Source organism: Methanobrevibacter sp. (assembly GCF_045646205.1).
In the GTDB taxonomy this organism is placed as follows: domain Archaea; phylum Methanobacteriota; class Methanobacteria; order Methanobacteriales; family Methanobacteriaceae; genus Methanocatella.
Map to the genome: position 1 here is coordinate 14,627 of NZ_JAZRKF010000062.1, position 22,869 is coordinate 37,495.

General features: G+C 35.1%; 20 protein-coding genes and 6 tRNA genes. 16 read left to right on the forward strand and 10 right to left on the reverse strand.

The window, feature by feature from the left end; all coding sequences use genetic code 11:
* Positions 1–46: 46 nt before the first annotated feature.
* Positions 47–811, forward strand: coding sequence for a nickel pincer cofactor biosynthesis protein LarB (gene larB, locus ACKI44_RS10485; RefSeq protein ID WP_407424143.1), 765 nt, complete (start codon positions 47–49; stop codon positions 809–811).
* 1 nt (position 812) lies between these two features.
* Complete coding sequence (locus ACKI44_RS10490) at positions 813–1,352, forward strand: GNAT family N-acetyltransferase (protein ID WP_407424145.1); 540 nt, start codon at positions 813–815, stop codon at positions 1,350–1,352.
* Here ACKI44_RS10490 and ACKI44_RS10495 read toward each other — a convergent pair.
* The 5 genes from ACKI44_RS10495 to ACKI44_RS10515 all read right to left on the reverse strand — a co-directional run bounded on the left by ACKI44_RS10495 (position 1,339) and on the right by ACKI44_RS10515 (position 7,514).
* Positions 1,339–3,936, reverse strand: a complete 2,598-nt coding sequence (locus ACKI44_RS10495; RefSeq protein ID WP_407424147.1) for a CDP-glycerol glycerophosphotransferase family protein — start codon at positions 3,934–3,936, stop codon at positions 1,339–1,341. The two genes, ACKI44_RS10490 and ACKI44_RS10495, sit on opposite strands and share 14 nt — an antisense overlap.
* Before the next feature lie 28 nt (positions 3,937–3,964).
* Positions 3,965–4,255, reverse strand: a complete 291-nt coding sequence (gene hisE / locus ACKI44_RS10500) for a phosphoribosyl-ATP diphosphatase (protein WP_407424149.1) — start codon at positions 4,253–4,255, stop codon at positions 3,965–3,967.
* On the reverse strand, positions 4,245–5,048 hold the full coding sequence (locus ACKI44_RS10505; RefSeq protein ID WP_407424151.1) for a CBS domain-containing ParB/RepB/Spo0J family partition protein: 804 nt from the start codon (positions 5,046–5,048) through the stop codon (positions 4,245–4,247). The genes hisE and ACKI44_RS10505 overlap by 11 nt, the downstream gene beginning before the upstream one ends.
* A gap of 13 nt (positions 5,049–5,061) precedes the next feature.
* Positions 5,062–6,411: an Asp-tRNA(Asn)/Glu-tRNA(Gln) amidotransferase subunit GatB gene (gene gatB, locus ACKI44_RS10510; RefSeq protein ID WP_407424153.1), complete on the reverse strand. Its 1,350-nt coding sequence runs from the start codon at positions 6,409–6,411 to the stop codon at positions 5,062–5,064.
* Between the two features lie 113 nt (positions 6,412–6,524).
* Positions 6,525–7,514: a radical SAM protein gene (locus tag ACKI44_RS10515; protein ID WP_407424155.1), complete on the reverse strand. Its 990-nt coding sequence runs from the start codon at positions 7,512–7,514 to the stop codon at positions 6,525–6,527.
* A 198-nt stretch (positions 7,515–7,712) separates the two neighbouring features.
* Here ACKI44_RS10515 and ACKI44_RS10520 point away from each other — a divergent pair.
* The 8 genes from ACKI44_RS10520 to ACKI44_RS10555 all read left to right on the forward strand — a co-directional run bounded on the left by ACKI44_RS10520 (position 7,713) and on the right by ACKI44_RS10555 (position 9,502).
* Positions 7,713–7,785 (forward strand) — tRNA-Asn (locus ACKI44_RS10520).
* 8 nt (positions 7,786–7,793) lie between these two features.
* A tRNA-Ile gene (locus tag ACKI44_RS10525) sits at positions 7,794–7,867 on the forward strand.
* A 26-nt stretch (positions 7,868–7,893) separates the two neighbouring features.
* Positions 7,894–7,968, forward strand: a tRNA-Glu gene (locus tag ACKI44_RS10530).
* Between the two features lie 53 nt (positions 7,969–8,021).
* Positions 8,022–8,104, forward strand: a tRNA-Leu gene (locus ACKI44_RS10535).
* A gap of 33 nt (positions 8,105–8,137) precedes the next feature.
* Positions 8,138–8,213 (forward strand) — tRNA-His (locus ACKI44_RS10540).
* 28 nt (positions 8,214–8,241) lie between these two features.
* The gene (gene hjc / locus ACKI44_RS10545) at positions 8,242–8,649 is read left to right on the forward strand and encodes a Holliday junction resolvase Hjc (protein WP_407424157.1); all 408 of its coding nucleotides are present in this window, start codon (positions 8,242–8,244) and stop codon (positions 8,647–8,649) included.
* A gap of 50 nt (positions 8,650–8,699) precedes the next feature.
* Positions 8,700–8,847: transfer RNA gene (locus ACKI44_RS10550), tRNA-Trp, on the forward strand.
* Positions 8,848–8,893: 46 nt separating this feature from the next.
* Positions 8,894–9,502: an MBL fold metallo-hydrolase gene (locus ACKI44_RS10555; protein ID WP_407424159.1), complete on the forward strand. Its 609-nt coding sequence runs from the start codon at positions 8,894–8,896 to the stop codon at positions 9,500–9,502.
* Here ACKI44_RS10555 and ACKI44_RS10560 read toward each other — a convergent pair whose 3' ends face one another.
* Together ACKI44_RS10560 and ACKI44_RS10565 are read right to left on the reverse strand one after the other, a co-directional pair.
* On the reverse strand, positions 9,503–10,153 hold the full coding sequence (locus tag ACKI44_RS10560) for a potassium channel family protein (protein ID WP_407424161.1): 651 nt from the start codon (positions 10,151–10,153) through the stop codon (positions 9,503–9,505).
* 56 nt (positions 10,154–10,209) lie between these two features.
* Complete coding sequence (locus ACKI44_RS10565) at positions 10,210–11,643, reverse strand: TrkH family potassium uptake protein (protein WP_407424163.1); 1,434 nt, start codon at positions 11,641–11,643, stop codon at positions 10,210–10,212.
* Positions 11,644–11,743: 100 nt separating this feature from the next.
* On the opposite strand from ACKI44_RS10565, the gene ACKI44_RS10570 reads away from it, so the two are divergent.
* Complete coding sequence (locus ACKI44_RS10570; protein ID WP_407424165.1) at positions 11,744–12,799, forward strand: UPF0104 family protein; 1,056 nt, start codon at positions 11,744–11,746, stop codon at positions 12,797–12,799.
* Positions 12,800–12,965: 166 nt separating this feature from the next.
* Here ACKI44_RS10570 and ACKI44_RS10575 read toward each other — a convergent pair whose 3' ends face one another.
* Positions 12,966–14,747 (reverse strand): YhgE/Pip family protein, encoded by a 1,782-nt coding sequence (locus ACKI44_RS10575; protein ID WP_407424167.1) that lies wholly within the window; start codon positions 14,745–14,747, stop codon positions 12,966–12,968.
* A gap of 472 nt (positions 14,748–15,219) precedes the next feature.
* Between ACKI44_RS10575 and fhcD the strand changes: the two genes are divergently transcribed.
* On the forward strand, positions 15,220–16,104 hold the full coding sequence (gene fhcD, locus ACKI44_RS10580) for a formylmethanofuran--tetrahydromethanopterin N-formyltransferase (protein ID WP_407424169.1): 885 nt from the start codon (positions 15,220–15,222) through the stop codon (positions 16,102–16,104).
* Between the two features lie 6 nt (positions 16,105–16,110).
* Here the strand turns inward: fhcD and ACKI44_RS10585 are convergent, their stop codons facing one another.
* The gene (locus tag ACKI44_RS10585; protein WP_407424171.1) at positions 16,111–17,247 is read right to left on the reverse strand and encodes an NAD-binding protein; all 1,137 of its coding nucleotides are present in this window, start codon (positions 17,245–17,247) and stop codon (positions 16,111–16,113) included.
* 70 nt (positions 17,248–17,317) lie between these two features.
* Between ACKI44_RS10585 and ACKI44_RS10590 the strand changes: the two genes are divergently transcribed.
* Together ACKI44_RS10590 and sfsA are read left to right on the forward strand one after the other, a co-directional pair.
* A complete protein-coding gene (locus ACKI44_RS10590) occupies positions 17,318–18,844 on the forward strand; it encodes an NAD(P)H-hydrate dehydratase (RefSeq protein ID WP_407424173.1) in 1,527 nt (508 codons plus the stop codon).
* A complete protein-coding gene (gene sfsA, locus ACKI44_RS10595; protein ID WP_407424175.1) occupies positions 18,831–19,550 on the forward strand; it encodes a DNA/RNA nuclease SfsA in 720 nt (239 codons plus the stop codon). Before ACKI44_RS10590 ends, sfsA begins: the two co-directional genes overlap by 14 nt.
* Here sfsA and ACKI44_RS10600 read toward each other — a convergent pair.
* A complete protein-coding gene (locus tag ACKI44_RS10600) occupies positions 19,536–20,240 on the reverse strand; it encodes an NAD-dependent protein deacylase (protein ID WP_407424177.1) in 705 nt (234 codons plus the stop codon). The genes sfsA and ACKI44_RS10600 overlap by 15 nt on opposite strands.
* A 107-nt stretch (positions 20,241–20,347) precedes the next feature.
* Here ACKI44_RS10600 and ACKI44_RS10605 point away from each other — a divergent pair, with 107 nt between their 5' ends.
* Together ACKI44_RS10605 and ACKI44_RS10610 are read left to right on the forward strand one after the other, a co-directional pair.
* Positions 20,348–21,136 carry a 4Fe-4S binding protein gene (locus ACKI44_RS10605; RefSeq protein ID WP_407424179.1) on the forward strand — a complete coding sequence of 263 codons (789 nt, stop codon included), beginning with the start codon at positions 20,348–20,350 and terminating at the stop codon, positions 21,134–21,136.
* A gap of 71 nt (positions 21,137–21,207) precedes the next feature.
* Entirely contained in the window at positions 21,208–22,863 is a 1,656-nt protein-coding gene (locus ACKI44_RS10610) for a helicase C-terminal domain-containing protein (protein ID WP_407424181.1), read from the forward strand.
* Positions 22,864–22,869: the final 6 nt, after the last annotated feature.

Consider the following 22,869-nt stretch of genomic DNA (forward strand, 5'->3'; position numbering starts at 1 on the left):
AATTATTCATAAGTTTTTTTAATATCTTTAATCTTAAATTACTATTATGAGGGAAATACTTGAAAAACTGATTAATGAAGAGATTGATATAAAAACGGCAGAAAACCTAATAAAATCACAAAACATTCTGGAAGTTGATGAAATAGCCAAGTTTGATTCTAAACGTCAGGACAGAACAGGTTTTCCAGAAGCGGTCTTTGCACCAAGTAAGGACTATGAAGACTTGCTGCTGATAATAAAAAGATACTTTGAAAGTGAAAGCCCTCAAAACCTGATTATTACCAAATTAACTCCAGACCGATATGAAATGCTTCTGGATGATTTGGATTTTGACAATCTAATTTTTGATTATAATAGGAAAGGACAAATTTTAGTAATCAGAGCCAATGAAGATAAAACCGAAGCGATAGCAAAGGTAGGTATTATTACGGCAGGAACCTCCGACATTAACATCGCAGAAGAAGCAAAGGTCATTGTTGAAGAGGGGGGATGTGAAGCCATTACCTCATATGACATTGGTGTGGCCGGAATCCACAGGCTCTTCCCGCAGATTGCATATATGATTAAGGAAGGCGTTAAGGTACTGATTGTATGTGCGGGAATGGAAGGTGCGCTTCCTTCTGTTGTTGCAGGTCTTGTTGATATTCCGGTAATAGCCGTTCCAACATCAGTCGGCTATGGTGTAGGCGAAGGGGGACGTGTTGCTCTTGATTCAATGCTTCAGTCATGTGCTCCGGGAATAGCTGTTGTAAACATTGATAATGGGTTTGGCGCAGCGGTATTTGCTCTGACTATTGTAAAAAGCAGATAATATGGAATATCAAACATTCGATCCTGAAATTCATGATTCTCATTTAATCGCCGAATACAGGTATGAAGTTGATTTCAGGACTTTTGATAAGCTTTTTTCATCAAAAGATAAGGCCGTCTCAAGCATTGAAAGATGTTTAAGAAAGGATGAATGCATTAAAGTTATTCTTGACGATGGTGAAATTATTGGGATGCTGATGTTTTACACACATGACAAAAAGCCTAAAAGCTATTTTAAATCCCTCAGACTATTCATTGTTGATATTTTGGATTATTTTGTCATATGTGACATTGGAAAACAGGACTTTTACATTGCTGAAATCGCTGTTGATAAAAAACATCGCTCAAAAGGATACGGTTCTAAAATAATCAGAGAAATTATAGATTATGCCGAGAAAAATAAGTATAAACGGGTAATTTTAGATGCCGATTTTAGAAATCCCAAAGCAAAGGCATTGTATGAAAGATTAGGATTTAAAGTCTATAATAAAAAATCCTTTCTAAAAAGAGGAATGTACAATATGGAATTTAACGTTTCCTAGGAAGTCTTCTGATTGCATCATAAACTCTCATTGAATTATTTTTGTCATTGAAAAGGAAATATGCCTTGATGCGCTTTTCGTATTCTTCTTTTAACTTACAGTTATTTTCCATATATTCAATGATTTGATTGACCAATTCATATTCGCTTTGACAGACTTCACCAAAACCCATGGTGTTGTAGTTAAAGTAACTTTCGTTTAAATTGAAGTGATAATCTCTACCGTAATGGTAATAAACAACAGGTTTGTTGAGATAAGCAAAATCAAAAGCAACTGATGAATAATCTGTAACTAAAAGTGAACCATGATTGAAGAATTCCTGATACTTTTCATGTTCATAATCAATTTTAACATCCTTGTTTCTATCAAACAGGTCAATGAAATCATATACGTTCGGATGGGGCTTGAAAATTATTTCATAGCCATATTTTTTGGCCGCTTCAATTAATTCATCATTGTTAATCAATGAATTGAACTTTTTAAAGAATTCCGAATTTAAAATAACCTCATTGGATTTAAATTTAAGGTATCTTCTCCATGAAGGCATAATTAAAATCTGTTTTTCATCTTCTTTTCTCTCCAGTTTATCAAATCTTGGAAAACCGAGTAATTTGACAACTTCTTTTTTATAGTTATACGGGTATTTAAAAATGGATTTATGTTCAAGTTTTGATGCCGTTAAAAACATTGCCAGGTGCTTGTCATATTCATTAAGCCATGATGAAACATTGTCCTTTGTAATACCGTGCTGTAAAAAGATTGTTGAGGATTTTAAAAGCCCTGCAAAGAATGGGAAATTACCCCAAAATGGATAAATGATGTTGTTGTCCGGATGTGTGGTAATGATTTTTTCAGCAAACAATGCGATAAAACGATGTTTGATTGACTTAAAATGTAAAACATCACCGATTTCGGACATTTCATCCATATCTTTGCTGTCTTTTCTTAGAATAAAGTATTTTTTAATATGCGGGTCTTTATCCTTTGCATAAATGAATAGCTGCTTTCCATTATCGTCTGCCATGGTAGGCAGGTCCATAAATAGCCAAATTCTCTTGTTTCTCATGAACGGATAACTTATCAGATATAATAATCTTAATGGAATACCTGTTCTGTATCCTTGTTCACGTTTTCTGGCCATTGAATATAAAGTTTTGATTTCTCTTTTAACCCATTCTCTTTTAGTCTTTTGTTTAATTATGATTTTATTGTTGTCTTCTAAGTATGATAAATAATTTTTACTCCTTGCATAGCCCACAAGTCTTGAAAAATTGCATGGTCTTGAAAAGTCAATGAAGAGGTTCTGCTGGGTTCTTGTTTTAAACTTGATTTCATACTCTTTTTCAATATCCAGAGGAATTTCAAATTTAAAGGAATAATTTGTTGCATAGTTGTAACTTAAACTGTATTTGGCTCTTTGTGGAAATTTCACTTCTTCTATTTCTATTTTTTCATCATTTAAGAAAACTTCAACCTGATTTCCCAATATTGTTGGCAGGTTTGCTAAAACATTTAATTTATTTTCCATTATTTCATAAATGTCAATATAAACTGTATTTAATTTAAGTTTATGAATTATCTTTCTTTCCATTTCTTTGAGTTTTGATTTGTTGGTACAGTCCTTATATTTGAAAAATAGGATATTCGCCTTTAAAAGATTTGGTATGTCTTTTTGTTTTAAGATAACGTCATCATCAATATACTGGATAATTTCACTAAGCTGTTTTCTTAACTGCACAAGCTCCATATAGCTTAAAATATTATTGACTGAGGATATATCAAATATCCATTGCAAATCATACATTATTGTGTACTGGATAAATAATGGAACTTCCCCATATTCTTTAATGCTTTCATCGATTAAAAATTTAAAATAATGCTCAACACGGTCGTTAAAGTATTCTTTTTTGATTGAGGAATTATCGATAAGTGATGATTTTTCCTCTCTTTTCCTGTAAAAGTATTTTCCGCCTACACAAAAGCCAATATTCGGATTTTTTAAAAGTAACTGGTTAATAAAAACAACATCCTCTGACACTGAAATCTTGGGATTGAATTTCAAGTCCTCGATGGATAATCTTTTAAAAAAGCATGATGAAGATGACAGTTGGATATGATCAGGATTATCAAGTAAGTTAACAACCTTATCCTGGTCATATTTGAAATTGAGCGTATGCTCTCCTTTCTTTTCACCAAAAAAATATATTGGAATTGAAACTAAATCTATTCCATCGCCGAATCTATTAAAAAAGCTTAAAATACTTCTAAAAGTAGTGTGTGATACATAGTCATCACTGTCAAGAAAATTAACATATTTTCCTGTGGCCTGTTTAAGGCCAATGTTTCTTGAAGCTGACGGACCTAAATTCTCTTCGTTAACGATGTATTTGATGTTTCTAGGATATCTTGCTTTAAATCCCCGACAGATTTGCCCGGTATTATCCGTACTTGCATCATTAACGATTATTACTTGTATATCTTTTTCAAAATCAATAGTTTGGTTTATTAGGCTATTAATTGTTTTTGTAATCCATAAATCTGAATTATATGCTGCAATAACTACAGAAAATTTGAATTCACTCATTTAACAGCCAACCTTTAAAAAATCATAATTATTTTCTTCTTCTTTCAAATTCTTCAAATATTTCATCAATTTCCACGCCTTTATAAACAAGCAATAATAAAGTGTGAAAAATCAAATCTACAGATTCATAAACAAGATTTTCATCATTTTTACTTGCAATTAATACTTCTCCTGCTTCTTCGGCTATTTTTTCAAGAATTTTGTCTTCAGCTCTTTTATCGCTGTCCTGCATTATATTTGAAGTGTAGGAATCAATGGGATTGTCTCTTCTACTTTCAAGAACTTCCCAGACTTCCCTTATTATCTGTTCATTGGCCATGAGCTTCACTATCCTGAATACTTTCTGTAATAGCTATTAACGGATGCTTGTCATCGTCGATAATCATGATGTCTTCAAATTTCCTGATGCCCGCTTTATCTGCAGTCTTTTCCATACCTAACTTGATGTCCTGGCCTAAATCCACAACATATGAATCTACAGTTTTACAGCCCATCTTTTTAGAAGCTACTGCTCTGTGATGTCCGTCAACAAGAATCCATCTTTCTCCAGTTTTAACGACAATTGCAGGTTCTGCTAAACCTTTTTTCAATTCATAAGTTCTTCCTTCAAGTTCATCTGCATAAACTCTGTCCTGAGTAGGTCTTAATTTCTCGGTTGGAACTTTCATCCTTTTTAAAGTGGTTTTAATACCGTATAACTGTTCCATGGTATTTTTAAAGTATTCCACTTTATTTGGAGTTGATCTTTCAATGTGTGAACGGACCATGTCCGTGTTTGTAATAATTCCAACCAATGCACCATTTTCATCAACAACAGGCATTCTGGATATTCCACGTCTAAACATTACACGGGATGCATCGTTAATGGATAAATTTTCGTTAGCGACAACCAATTTAGTACTCATCATTCCACGAACGTAATCCTGCCAATCTTTAGCAACGATATCGAATGCGGTTACCATTCCCACAAGTTTATTATTTTCAACAACGGGATAACTGTTGTGGTGGCTTTCTTTCATTAAAGTAATAATTTTTTCTGTTGGAGTATCAGGAGAAACGCTAATAACATTTTTAGTCATATAATCCTTTACAAATGATTTTTTTTCAGTCATTTAAATACTCCTATTAGATATTTTCTTTTAATAATTTAACTGTTTCACCAGGGTCTGCTTTTCCACGGGTTAATCTCATAACCTGTCCCACAAGGAAATTAAGTGAAGCTTTCTGTCCGTCATGATAATCCTGGACAGCTTTCGGATTTTCATCAATAGCCTGTTTTACAGCAGCCAATACTTCATCATCTTTAACAACACCAAGCAAACCTAATTCCTCTGCAATTTCTTTAGGGGATTTTTCATTGTTTGGCATTTGTTCAATAATTCTTTGACCTGCTTTTGTTGTAATCTCTTTGTTTAAAAGCATGTTGAATAATTCAACCAAACTTTCAACACTTATTTTACTTTCTGCATAATCAAGTTTGTTATAGGATAAAACTCTTTTAAGTTCATCTCTCATCCATTTGGCAGCAAATATAGGGTCAATTTCTTTTACAACTTCTTCATAAGCTATTGCCAAGTCAAGTTCTGAAGTCAATACCTTTGCGGATTCCTCATCAATGCCGTAATCTTTAACAAATCTTTCCACCTTGTGGTGAGGAGCTTCAGGCATGATATCAGCAACTTTTTGAATTAATTCATCCGGAATTTCCATTGGAGGTAAATCTGGATCCGGAATGAATCTGTAATCATCAGCATCTTCTTTCAATCTCATTCTTGTAGTAATCATTTGGCTTTCGATGTAAGCACGAGTTTCCTGTGGAATTTCAACTCCTCTTTTAATGAGATTTTTCTGTCTTACTATTTCGAATTTCAATGCTCTGTATGCACCTTTAATGGAGTTAACGTTTTTCATTTCCACCCTATTTCCACCATTGAGTGAAACGTTTACGTCTGCTTTCATTGAGTTTTCTCCACGTGCAGCACCACTATACTGTAAAACACGGATAATTTCTTTTAAGAAGTTCCTTGCTTCTTCAGGAGATCTTATGTCTGGTTCGGTAACAATTTCCACTAAAGGAATACCGGAACGGTTGAAGTTAACAATACCTCTGTCAGGTTTGTATTGACCAGGATCTTCTTCTATGTGAATTTCTCTAATTCTAATACCGTTCAATTCTCCTTCATATCCGATAGGAACTGATGTTCTTTGGTATCCTGAAGATAAATCCGGATAATCATAATGTTTTCTCATAAAATAAGTAAAACCTTGATCTATTTTACAGTTCAACATCAAAGAAATCATTAATGCATTTTCAATTGCATGCTGGTTAGTTGGGTGTGGTTTAGCACCCGGTTGATTTAAACATATCGGACAAATATTTTGGTTAATTGGTGCCTCATTAAAGTTTGTTGGGCAATCACAGAATAATTTTGATTCAGTTTCTAATTGTACGTGGATTTCAAGTCCACACATCATACTAAAATCGTCGCTAATAATAATTCCTCCATTTGGAAAATTTTTTGTAAAAATTTATATTATTATAATATATATTATATGGAGTTAATAAAGATTTTTAAAAATTCGATTTTTCAGTATTTATTTTTAAGTGATTCTTTAATATATCTTTTAATAAATTTATCCAAATCCGGTGAAATGTCACTTTTCGGTTCACCTAATTGGGTTTTATCAGTAAATGTTCCTTTTAACCTGCGCCCAGCCCATTTAACTTCCTCTTCAACTCTTTTTCCGTATTTGGTTCCAAACATTTTAAAGAGAGGGAATTTTGTAATTCCGTTTGCTCCGCTTAAAATTAAAATACCTATATTTGCAAGGTTATCGATCCATGTGCCGCAGATGATTTCAATTTCTGGAAATTCCAAACGAACTCTGGAAACGACTTGGGCATAATAAAGTGAAGCCGGCTGTGATTTGTCGGCATAAACAGTTTCCTTGTGTGGATTTAGTGAGTAAAATATTACTCTATCAATTTTATGGTCTCTAATATAGTCAATCACATAGTCAACATCATCCAAACTTTCCCCAAGTCCCAATATGATGGTAATTGCTTTTTTAAATCCTAGGTCTCTGGCGGTATCGAGCATGTTGCTTATGTCATCCAGGCTTTTGCTTGGACATACATTGTTGTGGATTTGAGGGTTTGCAACTTCAACGGCTCCGGTTATTCCTTTAATTTCACTGCCGTATTCACCTAACTCATCGGTGATTCCAGTATTCAGCCAGACTCCATCGCCGGTAATCTCTTTGATTGTTGTTGCAATTTCCTTTATTTCCTGTGTGGTGAATGATTTGTATCCTCCGGATAAAAATTCTATGTTCCAGTCAAGGCGTTTGCACATTTCGGCTTCGGCATAAATGTTGCTTACATTACGCCTTGCTTTTCGTGGATCTTTTATTTTATCTTTCTGTGTTGACATATAGCAAAAAGCGCAGTCTCCTTTATCGCACCACCAAGATAAGAAAACAGCTCTTTCCAATGTAATCAAATCGCCGTGATTTTTTAGTGTTAGCTCATTAGCATCTTTAATCAAATCAAATATATTAGAATCCATACTTTTCAACTGCTGTAATTAAATTTATATATTAGTTTGTTCTAACTAATTAATAGTGTTTTTCTTATGACTTTTTGTTTTTTTCAAAAAATATGTGAAAAAAACATAATGTTTATATACTAGTAAAAACATACAAAAAAGTACTGTTTAAAGTCTTTTGATTTTTAAACATGGGTTTTATTTGGTTAAGATGGTGGGTTAATTCATGCCATCGTAGCTCAGTAGGTAGAGCGTTCGGCTGTTAACCGATTGGTCACAGGTTCGAGCCCTGTCGATGGCGCTTTTAAAGGGCCCATAGCTTAGCCAGGTAGAGCGTCCGGCTCATAACCGGAAGGCCATGGGTTCAAACCCCATTGGGCCCATGTTACTAAAACTTTTGTATTTGTTTGCTCCGGTGGTGTAGTCCGGCCAATCATTTCGGCCTTTCGAGCCGAAGACTCGGGTTCAAATCCCGGCCGGAGCACTTAAAAAACTTGTTAAGATTTTTAATGGTTTCTGTTTCACTTTCGTTTTCAAGCGGGGGTGCCCGAGAGGCCAAAGGGGACAGGCTTAGGACCTGTTGACGCAGGTCTACCAGGGTTCAAATCCCTGCTCCCGCATCTTACAATTTTTTTATTTTTAATTTATCTTACGCCGGGGTAGGGTAGGTGGTCATCCTCCGGGACTGTGGATCCCGGGACTCGGGTTCAAATCTCGGCCCCGGCCCCATTTATAAACTTATTTTTCTGGTGTTATTTTGGCTAAGAAAGGTTCTGCTGAAGAAAGAGATTTAGTGCATAAACTGTGGGATAGAAATTTTGCAGCTATGAGAGCTCCAGCTTCCGGTGGGGCAACTAAAAGACCGTTACCTGATGTTGTTGCTGGAAATGGTAAAATATACTTGGCTATTGAAGTAAAAACAACCACTAAAGATAAAATATATATTGATGCAGAACAGATTGATGCTCTTTTGGAATTTTCCAAAATATTCGGTGCTAAATCATATATTGGTGTCAAATTCAAATATACAAAATGGCTATTTTTAGAACCTGAAAATGCTGAAAGAACAAGGACTGGAAATTATAAGGTTGAAAAAGACTTTGCATTAGAAAAGGGCTTGGAAATAGATGAAATTGCAGGTATTGATAAGCAGATGAAATTCTAATGATAACCTTTATATACTAATTAAAATATATTAAATATTGTATGTTATGTGGGGTTATAGTGTAACCAGGCATCATCTGGGACTCCAGTTGTCTTTGAAGAAATATACGCGTAACTGAACAGTACTTGTTGTGATGATCAATTGGAGTACTGAGGCAAGAGAAATCCCAGGATCGGGGTTCAAATCCCTGTGACCCCATTTTTATACTAAACTTTTTTTACTACTTTTAATAATAACTATTTTTATGAATTCCAATAATATTTTATTTATTCCGGGTTATAATATGGACTCCAATTCCTATCTGATTGGAGATATGCTTGTTGATACCGGAACAGGATTAAATGAAGAGTATTTAATTTCACAGATTGAAAGACATGGTATTAAAAGAGAGGATATCTCTTTAGTGGTCAATACCCATTGTCATTTTGACCATATTGGCGGCAATTACCTTTTTGAAAATGCAAAAATCGCTGTTCATGAACTGGATGCAATTTCAATGAAAAATAAGGATGACCTTGGAACTTCCATGAATGCCTTTGAAAATGCGGCCAATTCCAGAGTTGATATTGAATTAAAGGACGGGGATGAAATAGGGGGCTTTAAAGTAATTCACACTCCGGGCCATACCAGCGGTGGAATATGTTTATGGGATGGTGTTAATCTAATTTCCGGTGATACCGTATTTTCCCATGGTGGTGTTGGAAGATTCGACATCGGAGGTAATTTTGATGATTTAAAACAATCCGTTTTCAAATTAACTGAATTGGATGTTATTAATTTGCTTCCTGGACACGGTCCTATTGTGGAAGGAAATGGGAAAGAACATATTAAATTGTCTTACAGTCAATTTTAATTATTTTTCCAATTTTTTAGACACTTTTGAAAATGATCCTCTTTTAACAAGGACAGATACTTTTTCTCCACGGGCAATAATGCTGTCTTCCTGTGGAATTACTAATTTTCCGCCCTGATACATAGCTATTATGATGAAATCCTTGGTTGGGGATATCTGATCGATACGTTTTCCGACCACTTTATCGTTGGTTATGGTCATATCAAAGATTTCTGCGTCACCTTCACCTATAGATATTAAATCTGCAACGTTTGGTCTTGTAACTAATTTTTCTAAGAATTCTGCTGCTGTAATTTCTGGACTGATTACATTATCGATTCCAACAGCTTTAAATGCTTCTTCGTGGTCCGGATTACTTACACGGGCAATGATGTTTGGTACATTGTATTTTTTAACCAGAATGCATGACAGGAGATTTGCTTCGTCGTTTCCTGTTGTTGCAATAAAAAAGTCAGCGTCTTCAATATTTGTTTCTTCAAGCAATTTTGAATTGGTACCGTTTCCGCAGATAACTAAAGCGTCGAGTTCTGCTGCCGCTTCGGTACATAATGATTCATTGTCATCGATTAATGTCAAATCGTAACCGTCATCAATCAACAAGTTTGCAAGAGAAATTCCTACACGTCCAAGTCCCATTATAATAACATACACAATAATCACCATTTTATGTTTAAATAATGAATATTGTATTTTTGATATTTATAAATCTATCTTTTAAAGATTTCAAATATGGCTCTTAATGTAATCAATACAGGATAGATTTCCAGCCTTCCGGTCCACATGTTGAATATGCTTAAAAGCTTTAATGGAAGTTCTAATGTTGGCGCAATTGTAGCAATCTCTAAACCGACATTTCCCTGAATTGACATTGTATAAAAGAGACATGAAAATGGTTCATATCCGTATAGACATAATAATGCCCATGTAATCAGGATACATAATATATAAAGGGTTATGTAGTTTCCACTTTGTGCAACTGCCTTGTCGGATAGCTTTTGGCCGGAAATTTGAAGAGGGACAACCCTTCCTTCAGGAGACAGTATTTCACGCAGGTGTTTGTATGTTCCTTTAAAGAATGTTATTACACGCATTAACTTAAGCGCACCTACGGTAGATCCGCTGGAACCACCGATGGTCATCAGTGTCATCAGAACGATTATTACAAATGTTGGCCAGGTTCCCATTACTGCAGAACTCTGTACGCTGGCTCCCGTTGTCGTCACGGCTGATACAACGGTGAAGAGTAACTCAATAGGCACTATCTGTGATGCCAAATATAAAATGACTGTTGATCCTGCAATTAATGTAATCATTATCTTAAACTGCAAATCATGAATCAATGATTTTCCACGGGTTTTAATAACTTTATAGTGAACTAAAAAGCTAGTTGCTCCTAAAATCATCAATACAATAGTAATAAAGTAAATTATGTCATTTTGATAAAATCCGATATTTGCATTTTTAATACTCATGCCGCCCGTTGATATAATACTGAATGTATTACAAATCGAGTCATAAACGGGCATTCCTGCAAGCCGATATAGTATTATTCCTGCAGCAGTATAAATCAGATAAATCTTGATGGTTTTTTTAAGTGTAGCTTTGGTGGATGGTTTAATACGCTCTTCACGGGCTTCGGACTGGTATAGTTTTGCAGATATTGTTCCTGGTTTTGTCAATATTGCTATAATTAACACAACAACCCCGAGTCCTCCAACCCATTGCTGGAGAGACCTAAAAAAGAGCACGCTTTTTGGAAGGACTTCCACATCTCCGTAAATGGTAATTCCACTGCCGGTAAGTGCAGACATACTTTCAAACATACCGTCTACAATGTTTATTTGGGTAGCGAAATAGAGTACAAGTCCACAGATAATGCATGCCCACAGCCAGGATAGTGATGAGATAATCATACCGTGCTTTAGACGCATTTTATGTTTGGAATATTTGTTAAGTGCTTTAACACATATGATACCAATAAAAATAGATATTAATCCTGGTATGAGAAAACAAACTGCATTGAATTCGAGATATATTAAATCAACAATAATTGGAATCAAACACATTATTCCAATCCCTATCATAAGCATACCGGAATTTCTAGCTATTACCAATATGTCCGTTTTGTTAATATACCTCATGCACTACCTTCTCATTAATTAATACAGATTAAAATTTGAACAAATAAATATATAAATTTTTAAGTAAAAATTTAATATTAATTAATGAAATGTTGATATTATGGATAAGAAAACTATCATATTCTTTGGTGTTAGTATACTTATATTGCTCGTAATGCTGTATTTTGTGGGCATTGAAGAGGTTATAAATTCTTTAAAATACGCTAATATGACATTAATTGCTTTAGCTATTGCATTTCAATTCGGAACCTTCTTTTTGTATACTTTAAGGTGGAAAATATTAAATGGGATTGCCAATATGGACAGCAGTATTTCAAAACTCCTTCCTATGGTATTGGTTGGTCTTGCAGTTAATAACATCACTCCGTCCGGTCGTGGTGGTGGAGAGCCTGTAAGAGCATATATCTTTTCCCGTGAGGAGGGATATCCTATGGAAGAAACTTTCGCTGCCGTTGTTGCAGATAGAGCTCTGGACACTTTTCCATTCGTAGTTCTGGCGGTCTTAACAATCATTGGAATGACATTATCATTTGATCTTTCTCCTGGATTGCTTGCAGTAATGGTTGTTGCGGTAATAGGTATTGTAGCAATTTTAATCCTATTGATTTATATGTGTATCAGCCCTAGTTTTGGTATGAGGGTTGACGGATGGATCATTGGCCTTGTCAGACGATTCTACAAAAAGAATTCAGCTGAATTGGAAGAAAAAATCCATGGAATTATAAAAGGTTTTCAGGATACAATGAACATGCTTATCCATAATAAAAAGGTATTGTACTATGCGCTTCCTCTGTCATTTTTGATTTGGGTATTTGAAATCTTAAGGGTATATACGGTATTTTTAGCATTTGGAGCTAATGTAAGTCCCGTTGTCATTGGTGAGGTCTTTATTTTAGCATCACTTGCAGGTATGATTCCGCTTCTTCCAGGAGGTCTTGGTGCAGTCGACGGTATAATGATTATATTCTATTCTGCTGCAGGTATTTCCGCTTCTGTTTCAGCAGCAGCAACTGTAATTGAAAGATTAATCTCATTCTGGATGCCTACAATTCTTGGTATGGTAATTTTACCTTATTATGGTTCATCTGTTCTAGATAAAATCTCATTCAATTCAGATTCAAAAGAAATATCTGATGAAAGTGAAGACGAAAAATAGTCCGTATTCTTAAATATTGCATCAATATAATCAAAACTTTCCTTTTCTATTCTTTTTTCTTAAGTGTCATTATGATATTTTGAATCGCTTGTTAAAAAGAGAAATTTAAGATATTTGCAATATATAAGTTAAAAAAATAAATATTGAAGTTGATTAATATCAACTTCTAAAATAGTCCACTTTCTTCTAAACATTTTTCAAAGTAATGAGTTATTTTATCTGCTTTTGATTTAATGACCAACATTACAATAACTGTTATAAATCCAATAGCCAGGAGAACGGCTAATGCAGGAATGTAATTTGACCAAATCAAACCTAACTGTGCTTCACGCACCAATGTTATTGCATAAGTCATAGGCAAGATTGGATTCATTATATTGAAAAGCGGAGCCATGATTTCAACAGGATATATTCCTCCTGTTCCGGATATCTGAAGTACTAAAAGAACAATAGCTACTGCTTTTCCAACATCTCCCAGTGCAGATACCAGAGAATAGACAAAAATCATAAATACTCCCGATACAGTAAGACACGACAGTATAAACATTATTTCGTTTGAAATGTAAATGCCTAAAAGATGCGCTCCAATTATCGTAACGCTACATTGCAGCAGACTCAATATTAAAAATATCACTGCTTTTCCCGCATACATTTCAAGAGGAGAATATTTCGTTCCTTCACTGGTTCCAGGTTTTAACATTGCACATGTAATTAAAGCACCAACCCACATGGATAAAACAAGATAAAATGGAGATACTTGTGATCCATAATCAGGTACTGGGAACAATTCATGTCTGTCCAATTTTACAGGAGCATAGAAATAGTCTCCAAGTATTGTTTCATTAATACCTGTAATGCTTGCAAGGGAATCTGCAGATGAAGCAAGAGATGCAGCTGCTGTAAACAGTGCCTGTGTTGCAGCATTTGAAAGCAATACGGAACCTGCTGCAAGGGAAAGAGAACCTTCTGCTAATTCATCAATACCTCCCTTGAGCAGCTGTGAATTTGCTGCTAAAGATGAAGAACCGTTTGCTACTTGGCCTGCACCATTGTTCAATTGTCCAACTTTGCCTGCGACATTATCACTTCTAGAATCAATTTCATCAGTAATTTCATGTATTGCGGAGCTACTGGTGTGTTCTCTGATATATCCTGTAGCTTGATGAATTTCTGTATTGTACATATTTACTTTGTCAGATGCCTGCTGTGTACCTGCAGCAACTTGACCTGCACCGTCAGATAATTGCTGGGCACCATCGGCCAGCTGACCTGCACCGTCAGATAATTGTCCTGCACCGCTTGATAATTGACTTGCTCCGGAAGATACTTGGCCTGCTCCTGATGCAAGCTGACTTCCACCGCTAGCTAATTGGCCAGCTCCTGAAGCCAAACCGGATTGCAGTTCTCCAAGTTTTCCATAAGCCGCAAGATTTATTATTTCAATAATCTTTGCATTTAATGCATTATAAACAGCAGTGGAACCACTGTCTGTTAATTTAGCAGCGACAGGATTTTCTTTCATATTAACAATATATTCTAATTTTGCCTGTTGAGGGTCATCACTTGTGATTGAAACAACATTTTTACTCAGATTTTCGGGCAATACTATTCCCGCATAATATTCTCCCTTATAAACACCATCCCGGAGTTCATCTTCAGTGACAAATGTCCAGTTAAACTTATCATTATTTCTCAAGTCTTTTACCAGTTCGTCACCAACATTGATGTTCACGCCATCAAAAGATGCTCCTTTATCAGAATTTGCGATTGCAAATGCGACATTGCCGGTATTTCCATAAGGATCCCAGCATGCCTGAATATTTAATAGTGCATAAAGGGAAGGGATAATGATTAATCCGATAATAACAATTGTAACAATTGGGTTTGAAAATGCGGATTTAAAATCTTTTCGTATAATTTCAATAATATTATTATTAATTTCTATCACCCTATAATTCCTCATGTAATTTACATTTTATTCAAATGTAATATTATTTTTTCAATTTATGATAAATAAATTTAATCATATTTTGGTTAGAATAATAAAGAAAAATTGAATAAAAAGATAAATAAAGAAAAATATTCGGTTTTGTATTTAACGGTTGTATATTAAATGAATGTTGTCAATTAATCTTAATATTTGCATGTATTTCGATAATATGGAATTCGGCTTTACTGATTCTCCAATCTCTTTTATCATCATTAATGTGCTTTTAATAGATAATTGGCTGTTCACCAACATTATAATTTCATATTCCTGCATAAGCTATGCAATATGGTCAGTTTCCGAATATTTATTGTCTCACAGTTTTGCAATTTTGAATGATTTACCGGTAAATAGAAAACTTTATTTTATTTTATTTTAAATATTTTAGTATAGCAAAAAATTTATTTTTTGTACTATATAATTTGGTGAAATTATGGAAATTAACGGTGTAAATATACAAGATACCTTTGCTGAAGGTTTCGGAATAAAAGTATCTAGATTAATTATTACTGCAGCTACTAAACATTTAGCTAAAATTGCAGCTACTGAAGCTACCGGATTTGCTACTTCAGTTATCGGATGTCCTGCAGAAGCAGGTATTGACCAATACATTCCTCCAACTGAATCTCCAGATGGAAGACCAGGTTACGCAATTATGATTTGTCACATGTCCAAAAAAGCTTTAGGCGGACAAATTATGGACAGAATCGGTCAATGTGTTTTAACTGCTCCTACTGCAGCAGCATTTAATGCTCTTGAAAGTGAAGAAGCTTTCCCAACCGGAAAACAACTAAAATTCTTCGGTGACGGATTCGAAACTGAAAAAGACGTAAACGGTAAAAAAATGCATGTAATTCCAATCATGTCTGGTGAATTCTTAGTAGAAGATGAAATGGGATGGAAAGACGGAGTTGCTGGTGGTAACTTCTTCATTATGGCTGACAGTCAAATGGCTTCCATTGTTGCTGCTGAAGCTGCTGTAGATGCTATTCACGCTGTTGCTGGTGTAATCACTCCATTCTCTGGTGGTATGGTTGCTTCCGGTTCTAAAACTGGTTCCAAATACTCTTTCATGAGTGCATCTACCAACGAAAAAGAATGTGTAACTTTAAAAGACCAAGTAGAAACTGAATTACCAGAAAACGTATTCGGAAACATGGAAATCGTTATCGATGGTGTTGACGAAGAATCCGTTAGGGCTGCTATGAAAGCAGGTATTGAAGCTGCTTGTCAAGTTCCTGGTGTTATTGAAATTGGTGCTGGTAACTACGGCGGAAGCTTAGGTCCTTACCAAATCCATTTACAAGACTTATTCTAGAGAGTTTTACTCTCTTTCAATTTCTTTTTTTGTTATTTCTGCTATTTCCTTATCGGTTAAATTTTTTCCTATTATTGTTTCCTGTTTTTCTAACTCTTTAACCAATTCATTTAATGTATTTCTGTTCGGGCCTGAAATCCAATGAGAATGGATGTTATTGACGCTTCTATATAAATTTTTCAAAGCGGCCATAGCTTCTTCATTTTCTTTTAAATAATTTTGATAACGTTTGCCGTCTTCCATATGCATCGTTTTTATGTCACGGCTTAGAGGCGTTTCGATTCCCGGAATGTGGTAATCAATATTTTCAAGAGTGCAATCGTATTTGCTGATTACTTTAAATTCGTCAAGAATTTCCTCAGGAGTATGCTGGACGGTAAGTCTTAAAAGATGAGGCTTTGCAGATTCCAAATATAAATCTTTTCCACCGATTATTTCTGGAGAAACAAGTTTGTCTGCGCCTGCTTTTCGCAATCTTGAAAAATTCTCTAATTTGCTGACTCTTGAGACAATCCATGCATCAGGATTGGTTTCTCTAATTGTCAATACAATAAATAAGTTTGTAACATCGTCTCCGGTACTTATAATAACACTTTTACATTTTTTACCTGCTAATTTAGCTATTAAATCATCTTCTGTCGCATCTTTGTTAAGAATAATTGATGATGTGCTCTCTTCAAAATCTTCACAAAGCTCTTCATTCTTTTCGAAAATTACAATGTTTTGCTGGCGTCGATTCAGTTCTTTATAAACAACTTTTCCAACTCTTCCATAACCACAAAGAATATAATATGAATCCATATTTTGTATTGCTTTCATTTTTTTAGCCCCTCTTGAAAATAAACCCATTCTTTCCTGAAAATTTGTTAAAATAACATTAAATACATAGGCAAGTAATGCAACACCGCCCAATGCCAATGTTGTGGCAAATAGCTTTTGAATTCCTGTAGTCGGCGTATAGTCTCCATATCCTACAGTGGCCATGGTAATGATTGCATAATAAATGGAATCGACTAAATTCAATCCCATTATGAAATATGATCCGATTATTCCATATGAGAATAATATTAGTATTAAAATTATTCCATTTTCAATGTATTTTGTTGATAAACGTGTTATTAATTTGAATGTAATTTTTCTCATAAATCTATTCCTTTAATTAAGATATGTATATTTATACCTTAAGGTATTAAATTAAACTTATGGTGATAATGTGGATCCGATAGATATGATGGTTACTGATGCAAATTGTGAATATTTGGGATTGTCAAGATTGTGCCTGATGGAAGCTGCCGGCAAATCATTAGGTGAAGAAGTTGCTAAAATCGCTGTTTTTACTTTCTCAAAGCCTGTTAAGGTATTGATGTTTACAGGTTCCGGTGGAAATGGTGGGGATGCTTTTGTCGCAGCCCGTTATTTATTAAACAGGGGTTATGATGTGGATATTTTCATGTTGAAGGACAATATTCACTCAAATGAGGCCAGAATCAATCTGGAAATATTGGAAAATATGAAACCTAGACTTTCCAGGTTGACTATTCATAATTTAAAGACTTTGGACGATGTCAGTAACTGCAATTTTGGAGATGAGGAATCCATAATCGTTGACGGTCTTTTGGGAACGGGTATAAAAGGAAAGCTTCAGGAAAAAATAAGAAAAGCTATCGAAGTAATCAATGAATCTAAAGGACTTAAGATAAGTATTGACGTGCCGTCCGGAATGGATCCGTTAACGGGAAATATTGATGATGTTGCGGTTGTTCCCGACTATACTATCAGCTTTCATAAAATCAAAACTGGCGTAAGGGACGCTGATGAAGAACTTGTTGGCGGACTGGTTACGGCCGATATTGGAATACCTTTGGAGGCAGAATACTTTGTAAACTATGGTGACTTTTTAAGGTTAAAAAACAGATCATCCACATCACATAAGGGAAACAACGGTTCCATATTAATAATCGGCGGAAGCAAGGACTATCATGGAGCACCGGTAATTTCAGGCATGGCAGCCTTTGGTGCAGGTGTTGATTTGGTTTATGTGGCCACTCCCGAAAATGCTGCAATTCCTGTAAAATCCGCATCAGCAGATTTGATTGTAAAATCACTTGAAGGGGATTACTTGAATTTGGGTCATTTGGATGAAATTCTTGAATTGGCAGAAAAGGTTGATGCAGTGTTGATAGGTCCAGGATCAAGCATTAACGATGAAACATCAAAATTATTCAATGTGCTGGTTACAAAAATCAAAAAACCAATAGTTTTGGATGCTGATGCTTTAAAACAGGTTGATATATCATTAATAAAAAATAAGGATAATATTGTGCTGACTCCTCATCTGGCGGAATTCAACAGATTTTTCAACACTAATTTAAAGCTAGATTTGGATTCATATGACTTTAAAAAGGTCAATGATAACGTTACTGAATTTCAAAGAGTTGCAAAAGCAATTAAAGGTACAGTCATTGTTAAAGGCCAGTATGATTTAATATTGTCCGGTTCCAAATTCAGGATTAACCGTTCGGGAAATGCAGGAATGACTGTTGGAGGAACGGGGGATGCCCTTGCGGGAATTGTAACTGCACTCCTTTCCATTAAACTCAATGCATTTGATTCCGCTTGTTTAGGTGTCTTTATCAATGGTATTGCAGGTGACGAGGCATTTGAAGTGAAAGGAAACGGATTTTCGGCTACGGATTTAGTTTCATATATTCCAGTTGTGATTAAAAATGGATTATGTTAAGGGAATTTTTAAAAAAAGACCAAATCGCTTCATAGCTGAAGTTGAAGTTAATGGAAACATTGAAATAGCTCACGTTCCGAACACCGGACGCTGCAAGGAGCTCTTGGTGGATGATGCTGTCGTTTGGCTTGAACCCTCAGACAATCCTAAAAGAAAGACTAAGTTTTCACTTCACTTTGTTGAGAACCGTGGACATCTGGTATCAATTTACTCTCAGGAAGCTAACAGTATTGTATATGATGCAATCATCAATGGCCAGATAAAGGAACTTGCAGGTTATGATTATCATCAGAGAGAAAAAACAATAGACAATTCCAGAATAGATATATACTTGGCCAATGAAGTTGACGACTGTTGCGGTATGTCATTTCTTGAAGAGCCATGCTTTGTGGAAGTTAAAGGGGTAACCTTGGTTGTCGGCACGGAAGCAAGATTTCCCGATGCACCAACAGAAAGAGGAACAAAACACCTAAAGGAACTTATAAAACTAAAAAAAGATGGTTTTAGAACGGTAGTATTTTTCCTGATTCAGCATCCCTTGGGTGATTCCTTCAGACCGAATTGGGAAAATGATCCGGTATTTTCAAAAACCCTTAATGAAGCTTATGAATCCGGTGTTGAAATACTGGTCTATAAATGTGACAATCGTCTTGATGGAATTGATTTAATCCCTCAGTCTATTGATTTTGACTTATCGGAGCTTTGATAAGGTTTCACCAATTGCATCATTAATTACTAATGTCGCCAGATTGTCGTATGGAGTTTCACTTTTATTTATTAAAACCAGATTTTTACCGTTGAAATAATTAATCAGTCCCGCTGCAGGATAAACAACAAGTGATGTCCCGCCAATAATTAATGTTTCCGCATTGGAAATGTAATTCACGGAAAAATTCAATATGGCATTATTCAACGGCTCTTCGTATAATACTACATCAGGCTTTATTATGCCTCCGCATTCACATCTTGGAATTCCGTCTGAATCTAAAATGTAGTCTACATCGTAGCTTTTGTTACATATTTGGCAATAATTCCTGTGAACGCTTCCATGAAGCTCTAAAACGTTTTTAGATCCTGCCTTTTGATGAAGCCCGTCAATGTTTTGTGTTATGACGGCCTTTAGTTTGCCTTCTTTTTCAAGTTCAGCCAGCTTATAATGTGCAGGGTTAGGCTCAGCATCCTTAAAAATGAGATTTTCCTTGTAAAACTCAAAGAATTCTTCAGTGTGTTCAAAATAATATGTGTGTGATACCAATTCTTCTGGAGTTTTTGAATAAATCCCGTCAGCACTTCTAAAATCAGGGATTCCACTTTCCGTTGATACTCCGGCACCTCCAAAAAATACAATGTTGTCGGAGGAATCAATTATTTCCTGTAGTCTGTTAATTTTTGTCATTATTATATTTTTTCTAAAAGCTTAATATAAATCTTTTAATAATGGTAAAATTTAATTCTTAAAAATCAAATATATATGTAATAAATATACAAATTTTGGGTGAGTAAATGGCAAAAAGAAAGTCTGAGGTTGATGAAGATTCGTGCGTTTCTTGCGGATGCTGCATTAAGGTGTGTCCTAAAGAAGCTATTGAAGTTAAAAATGGAATGTATGCAGTAATAGATTCTGATTTATGTATCGGATGCGGGAAGTGTGTGGTAGAATGTCCATCCTCTATCATTGAAGGAGAATGCTCTAAAAAGGACAATAAGGTTCGCTTTAAGAGATGGTATGATTATCTATGGATTTTTTCAATCGTTTATTTCTCATTGGGATTTTTCAATATCATTTTTGCATGGCTTGGCATGATTTGCTTTATAGTGCCGTTATTGTTTGCCATATTCTGCGGAAACAAAGCATTTTGCAATCGCTACTGTGATAGAGGACAGCTTTTAGGATTGCTTGGTGGACGTTTAGGTCTTTCAAGAAAAAGGGATGTTCCTAAATGGCTGTATTCAAAAGCTTTCCGTTATGGATTTTTGATATTTTTCTTCACAATGTTTTTTGTAATGCTATGGAACACTTATCTGGTTTTTTCAGGAACAAAAGGCCTTACTCAGGCTGTAACGCTTTTATGGACATTCAACGTTCCTTGGACATGGGCATATCATGGAGACGTTATCGCTCCGTGGGTTTCACAGTATGCATTCGGTTTTTACAGCGTAATGCTTACGTCAACAATTTTGGGATTGTTGACCATGATTTTGTTTAAACCAAGGTCCTGGTGCGTCTACTGTCCTATGGGAACAATGACTCAGGCCATCTGTAAGGTTGAAAACAGAATCAGAAACAGATAATTTCATTTTTCAACAAGATTATATAACATTACGTTATATAATTATTCATATTGTTACAAAGATGTGATAACATGAAAAATGATTCTGAAGATAATTATTCTAATCTTGATTGGATGATTCATTGGTCATTAACCGAACACCATCCTAGAAACACCCAAATACAACTGATTAATAAGATTAATTTCGCTATTAAAAACGGCTATAAAAACATTATTCTCGAAGCGGGGACAGGAATTGGTAAATCAGCAATAGCCACAACCCTTGCAAACATGTATGAGGACTCCTACATTTTAACCATGACAAAGCAACTTCAGGAACAGTATCTGGATGACTTTGGGGACATGCTGGTTGAAATTAAAGGCAAGGGCAATTATGAGTGCAATTATAAGGGAAACTGCGACTTCTGTATTAAGGCAGAATACAATTTGGCCAGATGCAGTGACTGCAATTATCTTATTGCATTTAGAGAGGCCAAAAAGTCCGAAAACGTTATTACAAATTATGATTTCATGTACAGGGTTGGTGTTGACAATCAGATGCTTGATCCAAGGCAGCTTCTGATTCTTGACGAGGCACATAATCTTGAGAGGAAAATGCTCATGCTTTCTTCTCATGCGCTCGAACGTGAATACATTTCAACGAAATTCGGTATTGACATTTTTGAAGCCGTAATGAAAAAGGAAGTCTCATACTCCCACATAAGAAAAGAATCTCAGTACTGGATTGACGTTTGTGAAAATTTAATGAAGGTCTGCAGGGAACATATTGAAAAGATAGAAGGCACAGGCAATGATGTTCAGGTTACTTTAGATGAATTTGAAAACAATCCTTCCAAATATTCAAATGTCGATTATGTTGAAAAGCAGATTCTTGAAAGTGATTTGAAAGGATTTAATGCAATCCGATTAGGTCTGGAAAGTGGAGACCTGATTATTGACGTGCCGGATTTTAAATTAATAAAGGATAATAAAATGGATATATCTGCTGAATTCAAGCCATATTCCGTATCCGATGCCACACAGAACTTACTTGAGTTTGGAAATACCAGAATATTTCTCACAGGCACTCTGGGGAGCATGGAGAAATTCTGCCAGTGGAACAATATAAATCCGGAAAACACTTATTATATCTATGAAAAAAGTCCTTTTGACGTTTCAAACAGGCCAATTTACATGGATTTCGTTTCAAACATGAGCGGTCATAGCAAGGGAGTTCCCCATTGGAAAAATAAGAAAGCCATTTTAAAAATCAGGGAACTGATTGAGAGATATCCTAATCAAAAGGGGGTCATTCACACCTCAAGCAATGAACAGGCCTTCTGGATAATGGACAATTTAAAGGAATATAATCTATTGTTTGTTGGTGGCGAATCCAGAAATCAGGTTTTAAAGGAGTTTAATGAAAGTAAGGATGCAGCAATTATCATCGGAGCATCGATAAAGGACGGTGTTGACTTAAAGGGAGATTTATGCCGTTTTCAGATTATATTCAAGGTTCCTTATCCTCAGCTGAATGAACAGGTAAAATATCGTAAATCTCTTGACCCGTCATGGTATTTCTATCAGGCGGTAATGGCTATAATGCAGGCCTATGGTCGTGGTATTCGTGATAAGGATGATTACTGTGATATGTATATAATAGACTCTAATTTTAAGAATTTGTTTGAGTATAATAGGAATTTCTTCAATGATTATTTCACTGAAGCATTAAAAAAAGATATTAGATAGCATTAA